This is a genomic window from Myxococcus xanthus (assembly GCF_013116825.1).
In the GTDB taxonomy this organism is placed as follows: Bacteria; Myxococcota; Myxococcia; order Myxococcales; family Myxococcaceae; genus Myxococcus; species Myxococcus xanthus_B.
The window spans coordinates 82243-89327 of record NZ_JABFNS010000015.1 but is presented as its reverse complement, the minus strand read 5'-3'; the positions used below and the strand labels follow the sequence as shown (position 1 = coordinate 89327).

The following is a 7085-nucleotide window of genomic DNA, read 5'->3' as shown; positions in this document are numbered from 1 at the left end:
ACCCTGCCCGGCCCCCTGGCATCCGAACCGGCGGCAATGCAACGATAGCGATTGGAATCCCTCTCAAAGACACGCCGAAGGACGACTCGGACACCCCAGGCCGCTGCCTGGATTGGAGAAGGCGTGACGTCTCATTGGGTGCTGGGCCATGCCCTGGAAGAGCGGCTGCCATCGCTCCGGATGCGCGGCACTCCGGAGGCGGTGGACGAGGCACGCGCGCGGCGCAGGCTGGAGCGCTGGCGCAAGCAAGAACCCCTCACGCGGGATTCGCTCTGGGCAGAACGCCTGCGTGCCTCGGGCCTGACGGAAGCGGAGCTGCACACCCTCCTGGGAGAACCGGCGGAGGCCCTGCATGCTCGCATGGGAGCGCCTCCGCCGTGGCAACGTGTCATCGAGCGGGCCTACGCGTCGGCGATATCGCCGCCCTTCTCCTGGCCGGAGCCCACGCCACCGGGCGCGGCCCTGCTCGGACTGGTCGAGCCACTCGTCCACGAGGCACACGCACGGCTCGTCTCCGCCCTGGACACCTGCCTGCGTGACCTGCCCGCGGCGCCGTTCGAGCCGGAGCACACGGCGCGCATGTTGCTCGCGCCGCTCCCGCGGATGTTGATGCCCTTGCTGGGCCGGACACTCGCGGTGGAGCTGCGCATCGCTCAGCTCGAAGGGCGGCTCCAGGGAGACACGCCTGAAGCGCGCTTCCAGGACTTCGCCCAGCACCTCCGGCGACGCGACGTGGCGCTCGACATCCTTGCCCGCTACCCGGTGCTCGCGCGGCAAACCTTGGAGTACGTCACCGCGTGGGAAGCCACGGGCGTGGAGCTGATGCAGCGGCTGGCCCGGGACGCCGCCGCGCTGTGGCGCCGCTTCCACGGCGGCGTTCCTCCCGGCCCGCTGGTGGAGGCCCAAGGCGGTCTATCAGACCCGCACCGAGGTGGACGCACCGTCTTCCTGCTCCGCTTCGCCTCGGGACTGCGGCTCGTGTACAAGCCGCGCCCGCTCACGGCGGAAGCCGCCTTCCAGCAACTCCTCGCCTGGCTGAACGCGCGCGGCCTCACGCCTCCGCTGCGCACGGTGGAGGTCCTCTCCTCGGACGGCTACGGGTGGATGGAGTACGTGGAGGCCGCGCCCTGCCAGTCGGCCGAGGAAGTGCGGCGCTTCCATCTTCGGCAAGGCGCGCTCGTCGCGCTGCTCTACGCGCTGGACGTCACCGACATCCATTACGAGAACCTCATCGCGGTGGGCGAGCACCCCGTCCTGGTGGACCTGGAGACGCTCTTCCATCCCCACACGCTCGCCGCCTCCCTCCGGGACGTGGAGAAGCAACCCGGTGCGGTGCTGAACGGTACGGTGCTCAAGAGCGGGCTGTTGCCGCAACCCGCCTGGCGCGCGAAAGACGGCACCGAGGTGGACTTCAGCGCCCTGGGCGCTGGCGAGGGACAGCTCACCCCTCTGGGCTACCTGGTGGCCGCGGCGCACGGTACGGACCAGCTCCACTTCGAGCGGCGGCGGATGGAGATTCCAGGCGCGGCGAACCGTCCTCGCATGGCGGGACAGGACATCTCCGTGGCGGAGCAGGCGGACGCGCTCGCGCAGGGGTTCTCTACCCTGTACCGGCTGCTCGCCGCGCGCCGGGATGCGCTGCTCGCCCCTGGAGGGCCGCTCGCGGCGTTCGAGCACGCGCCTGTGCGAGTGCTCTTTCGCGGCACGGCCAGCTACGACGCCCTGCTGCACGAGAGCATGCACCCCCATGCGATGGGGGACGCGCTGGACCGGCAGCGCTTCTTCGACCACCTCTGGCTGGCCGTGAAGGAGCGCCCGTACCTGGCGGCCCTCATCCCTTTAGAGCAGGAGGAATTGCAGCGCGGCGACATCCCCCGCTTCACCGCCCTGCCCGGCTCGAAGGACCTGTGGTCAGGCGCGGGCCGTCACCTGCCCGACTTCTTCGACGACTCCGGCCTGGAGCGGGCGCGGCGGCGCCTGGCGGGGCTGTCGCCGGATGACCACGAGCGGCAGCTCGCCTTGCTGCGAAGCGCGCTCGACCGGGTCCGGTTGGCGGCAAGCCCTGGCGGACGCCCTCGCTATCCGTTCCGCGAGCCGCCCGAGCCCGCGCACCCAGACGCGCTGCTGACGGCTGCACGACGCGTAGGAGAGCGATTGGTGGCCCTGTCGTTCTCCGGCGCGGGCCATTCCCACTGGCTGTCGCTCGAGGTGTCCGACACGAAGGAGTGGCGGCTCGTCCAGGTGGGAGTGGACTTCTACCAGGGGCTCTCAGGCATCGCGCTGGTGCTGGCGCAGCTCGGAGCCCTGACGGGCGAAGCACGCTTCACGCAGGCGGCCCGAGGCGCATTGCGCCACCTGACCTGGCGCCTGGAGGCCGCGCCAATGCAGGTCCGTGGCGTGGGCATCCTCAACGGCTGGGGCGGCATCCTCTACGCCCTGACCCACCTGGGGGCCCTGTGGAGGGAACGCGCGCTGTTCGAGACCGCCGAGTCCTTCGTGGGCGCCATGGCTCCCCGCGTGGAGCAGGACGAGCACCTGGACCTGGGCAGTGGCTGCGCGGGCGCCCTGCTCGGCCTGCTGACGCTCGCGGTGCAGCATCCGTCCGAGCGAGCGTCACGGCTCGCGCGAGTCTGTGGGGAGAAGCTGCTCCAGACGGCCACGCCCCAATCCCATGGCATGGGCTGGCTCTCACCCTCGACCGGCGGACAGGCGCTGTGCGGACTGGCACATGGAGGGGCGGGCATCGCGCTGGCGCTGCTGCGGCTGGCCTCCGCCACGGGAGAGTCCCGCTTCCACACCACGGCGCTGGAGGCGCTGGCATATGAGCGTGGCCGGTTCTCGCCCGAGGCCGACGACTGGCCCGACCTCCGCGCCGACGCCGGGATGCACGGCGGTGGTGGACCCGCCTTCATGTGTGGCTGGTGCAATGGCGCACCCGGCATCGGGTTGGCGCGCATCTCTGGGCTGCCGCTGCTCGATGACCACCGGGTGCGTGAGGAAATCGCCGCGGCGGTCCGCGCCACGCTCGCGGGAGGCCTCGGCTACAACCATGGCCTGTGTCATGGCGACCTGGGCAACGTGCTCTTCCTGCTGGAGGCCGCGCGCGCGCTGCACGATGACACGCTGCTGCGGCGCACCTATCAGCTCGCGGGCGGCATGCTCCAGGGCATCGAGTCGCACGGCCATCTGCATGGCCTGCCCGGCAGCATCGAGACGCCAGGGCTGATGGTGGGGCTCGCGGGCATCGCCCACGGCCTGTTGCGGCTCGCGGCGCCAGAGCGGGTGGCGGACGTGCTCTCCGTGGCCCCGCCCGTCTCGTGAAGCGGCTTCGCTCCCAACGAACTCCGGCACCGCGAGGGTTGGCGGTCCGTTGGCAGTCCCCCAACAACCCAAGAGGAGCAGCACCATGAGCCACAGCGACAAGAACCACATCCTCCGCGCCTGGCGTGACGCCGACTACTACGACAGCCTCTCCGACGCGGAGCGCGCCGCGCTTCCGGCCAGCCCCGCGTCCGTCATGGAGTTGGAGGATGCGACGCTGGCGTTCATCACCGGCGGCGATGCCGAGGCCACCTGCCCCGCCACCCCCACGCCCAACGAGCTCACCTGTCTCTATACGAACTGCGGGCGCGTCGCCTGCTGCCGCTGAGCGGCGGGACGTGAGCTGACGCGGAAGGACCGTGGCGGCTCGACATGACTACGGACGTGGTCTGCTCGGGGGAGCGGCGGAGGAATGCCGCTCCCCTGTCTGCCCCACCGAGAAGTTGAGCGCAGTGCCTATCCAAACAGGCCCAGTGACGGAGGCGGCGTGAAGCCAGGGAACACCCTCGCCAGCGCCACACCGGGCCGACAAGCACGCAGGACTTCCGCCAACGGCGCGCGTACGTCCGTCCATGCAGGCACATCGCGCCCATCCTGCAAGCGGTCCGGCTCCAGCGAATCGAAGCGTCCGTACACCTTGCCGCCCTTCACGCCGCCGCCCAGCACCAGCATCGCGCTGCCCACGCCGTGGTCCGTTCCGCGGCTGCCGTTCTCCCGCACGGTGCGGCCGAACTCCGTCAACACCACCACCGACACCTGCTCCAGCCGAGGCCCCAGGTCCGCGGCGAAGGCAGACAGCGCGCTCCCCAACTCCTGGCAGCGGTTGGCGAACGCGCCCGTCGCGGCCCCCTGGGCCGCGTGCGTGTCCCAGCCGCCCGACTCCGTCGCCGCCACCTCCAGCCCCACTTCTCCGTGGATGAGCCGCGCGATGTCCCGCAGCCGCTGCCCGAGCGGCCCCTTCGGATACGCCACCGCCGCGCGCGAAGGCAGCTTCGCCAGCCGGTCCTCGTCCAGCAGGGACATCGCCTCGAATGCGCCCTGGCCCGTCGTCCGCAGCGCCTCGTCCACGGCGCCCGCGTAGAGCGCACTGAAGCCCCGGGTGGCTTCCTCCCCCCGGCGCCCGCCTCGCAACCGGAACTCCTCCAGCCGCCCCATGGCCACCGCCCCCACGTCTCCGAACAACGAGCGGGGCAGCGTGGGCTGCAGCGCCACGGCGCGCAGCGCTGCGCCCTCCTCTTCCTCCAGCGCGCGGTTGAGCCAGCCATCCGGCGTCGACTTGCGCCCCGGCGTTCCGGACTCCACGAAGTCCTGCGCGTCGAAGTGGGAGCGGACCGGCTCCGGCAATCCCACGCCATGCAGCACCGCCAGCCGGCCGTCGTGCCACAGCGGCATCAGCGCATCTAGCCTCGGATGCAAACCGAACGGCCCTGACAGCTTCAGCGCGGCATCCGGCCCGGTTGCCCGCAGTGCCAGCGATGGGCGTGCCCGGTGGTACGCCGCATCCTCGATGGGCGGCACCAGCGAGAGCCCATCCACGCCTCCGCGCAGGAAGACTGTCACCAGCGTGCGGCGAGCGGCCGACGCGGGACTCGCGGCGAGCGCCCGTCCCAGGAACGCCGGAGCACAAACAAGCCCCGCGCCCGTCACTCCCAGGGTGCGCAACAGATGGCGACGAGTCAGTGGTGCGGTCATGGCGTCAGGAGCTCCGAAGTTGTGGCCCGTCTCCAGGCAAGAACACGCATCCCCACGAGAGGTTAGCTCGCACAGCGCCACCAGCGGCCATCCATCGCGGCGCGTCCGCGCGCCTTGACAGTCCAGGTCGCCAGACGTGGCGACGCGGTCAACCTCGTGAAGGAGGGATGGTTCGTCTGTGTGTTCCGCGAGGTCGACCTGCCCCAGGGGTGGAACATCTCCCCTACTGCTTCTGGAACTCCGGTGAGCCCAGCAACAACCCGGCGATGAGCGCGACGTCCACGGGGCGTGTCTCTCCCACGGCGCTGGCGGCCTCGGCGCGCTTCGACAGCGCATCGAGGATGGTCGCTCGCGTCTCCTCCGACGGAGGCGCGCCCAGCAGGGCCTGGCCCAGCGCGTCCACCCAGGCGCGCTCGGTGGGCTCGGCCGGCGTGGCCAACGTCTTCAACGCGACCTTCGTCCCCGGCATCCGCCCGGACACCAGCTCCAGGCTGAAGTTGAGCCGGGCCACCAGGGAGCCGCTGTTCACCCACGGAGCCGCCCCTTCCGGAAAGCCCGTGGGCGCTGGGGCCCGGAAGAGCGGCTCGCCCATCTTCGCCAGGGACTGCACCAGCCGGGGGCGCACCGTCACCTCCGCGTCGGTGGCTCGCAGCGCGGACACCACGAACTCGAAGGGCGTCTTCACCTTCACTGCCCGCGCCTCGGGTGCCCAGAACTCTGGTGACTGGAAGAGCGCGCGGTACACGGTGGGCAGGTCCCCGCCCGAGTCGAGGAACACCTTCGCCACCCGCTCCACCAGCGCCGGCGGCGGCGTGTCCGAGACGAAGCGCCGCGCCAGCTTGCTCGCGACATGGCGCGCGGTGGAGGGGTGCCGCGCCAGCAGGTCCAACACCTGCTCCCCATCCGCCACGCTCCGCCGTCCGGGGATTCGCTGTCCCAGCACCCACTTGTCGTCCGGGTCATGCGCCCTACGACGAAAGTAGAACGCCGGCTCCTGGCGCGGCTTGCGGATGCTCCAGCCCGTGAAACAGCGGGCCACCTCGCGCACGTCCTGCTGCGTGTAGCCGCCCTCCACGCCCAACGTGTGCAACTCCAGCAGCTCGCGCGCGTAGTTCTCGTTGAGTCCGGGCTTCAACTCCGCGGGCTCCGGTGCGTCGTCATCCTCCGACAGCGCTCCGCGCTCCGGCATCCCGTCACGGACGCTGCGCCAGTTGTCCAGGTAGAAGAGCATCGCCGGATGGCGGGCCGTGGCGCCCAGCAGCTCACGGAAGTTGCCGAAGACATGCGGGCGGATGGCATCGCGCTCGTAGGCCGTCACCATCCACCGCACCGCGCCTTTGTCCGAAGACACGTTGAAGTGGTTGAACCAGAAGTCCACCAGCACCTCTTCGAGTTGGTTGGGACTCTCCACCGCCCGCAGCAGCTTCGCCGCGGATTGTTCCAGGCCGATGAGGGCGGGACGCTGTGGCTCACGCCCGTCCTCCAAGGCGTCCTCCCGCTGGCGCTTCGGCGGGTACTCCCGCACCAACTCCGCCATGGACATCGTCAACGTGGGCAGCGCTTGGAGCTTCGCCTCCAGACCGGCTGGCAGCGGCGCACCGGGACGGGAGAGCTGCGACGCCATCCATCCCTCCACGCCCTGGCGCCGCAGGTCCGCCAGCGCCTGTCGCGAAGGTCCAAAGGCCATGCGCCGCAGGACGTGGACCGCGCGTGCCTCGTCGAAGGCGGGTTCGGCCGAGACAGGCTCGGACGCCACCACGACCGCGGGGTGCGGCCCGCTCGCACAAGAGAGCACGAAGGCCACCAGGAATCCGAAAGACAGAAGTCGCATGCCGATGGAGGAACCCCGCACGGTACCTGAAGTTACGCGGTGAGCTGAGGGCTCGAAGTCAAATGACGCTTTCCTGGCGCAAAGGACTCCCGGCCCCCTGCATCGTGACTTGCCGTAGGGCGCACGATGTCGTTCCACCGGGACCGGGCTGCCCGTCAGTGCCCCCGGAGAGCGCCATGCCGCCGTCCCCGCCTGCCCGAGCACATCTCCTGCCGCTGCTGCTGGCATGCCTATGGGCGAG

4 protein-coding genes are annotated in these 7085 nt (G+C 70.7%); 2 read left to right on the top strand and 2 right to left on the bottom strand.

What is annotated here, in order from left to right; translation table 11 throughout:
* Positions 1–123 precede the first annotated feature (123 nt).
* Both HNV26_RS06585 and HNV26_RS06580 read left to right on the top strand, forming a co-directional pair.
* The gene (locus HNV26_RS06585; protein ID WP_366816791.1) at positions 124–3321 is read left to right on the top strand and encodes a type 2 lanthipeptide synthetase LanM family protein; all 3198 of its coding nucleotides are present in this window, start codon (positions 124–126) and stop codon (positions 3319–3321) included.
* Between the two features lie 85 nt (positions 3322–3406).
* Complete coding sequence (locus HNV26_RS06580) at positions 3407–3649, top strand: mersacidin/lichenicidin family type 2 lantibiotic (protein WP_171441066.1); 243 nt, start codon at positions 3407–3409, stop codon at positions 3647–3649.
* A gap of 128 nt (positions 3650–3777) precedes the next feature.
* Here the strand turns inward: HNV26_RS06580 and HNV26_RS06575 are convergent, their stop codons facing one another.
* Together HNV26_RS06575 and HNV26_RS06570 are read right to left on the bottom strand one after the other, a co-directional pair.
* The gene (locus HNV26_RS06575) at positions 3778–5013 is read right to left on the bottom strand and encodes a DUF1501 domain-containing protein (protein WP_171441065.1); all 1236 of its coding nucleotides are present in this window, start codon (positions 5011–5013) and stop codon (positions 3778–3780) included.
* A gap of 223 nt (positions 5014–5236) precedes the next feature.
* The gene (locus HNV26_RS06570; RefSeq protein WP_253816293.1) at positions 5237–6844 is read right to left on the bottom strand and encodes a DUF1800 domain-containing protein; all 1608 of its coding nucleotides are present in this window, start codon (positions 6842–6844) and stop codon (positions 5237–5239) included.
* Positions 6845–7085 lie beyond the last annotated feature (241 nt).

What these genes read in the sequence shown, in the direction of transcription:
- HNV26_RS06580 (WP_171441066.1), top strand. Translation starts at nt 3,407, where the DNA reads ATGAGCCACAGCGACAAGAACCACATCCTCCGCGCCTGGCGTGACGCC.
- HNV26_RS06575 (WP_171441065.1), bottom strand. Translation starts at nt 5,013, where the DNA reads ATGACCGCACCACTGACTCGTCGCCATCTGTTGCGCACCCTGGGAGTG.
- HNV26_RS06570 (WP_253816293.1), bottom strand. Translation starts at nt 6,844, where the DNA reads ATGCGACTTCTGTCTTTCGGATTCCTGGTGGCCTTCGTGCTCTCTTGT.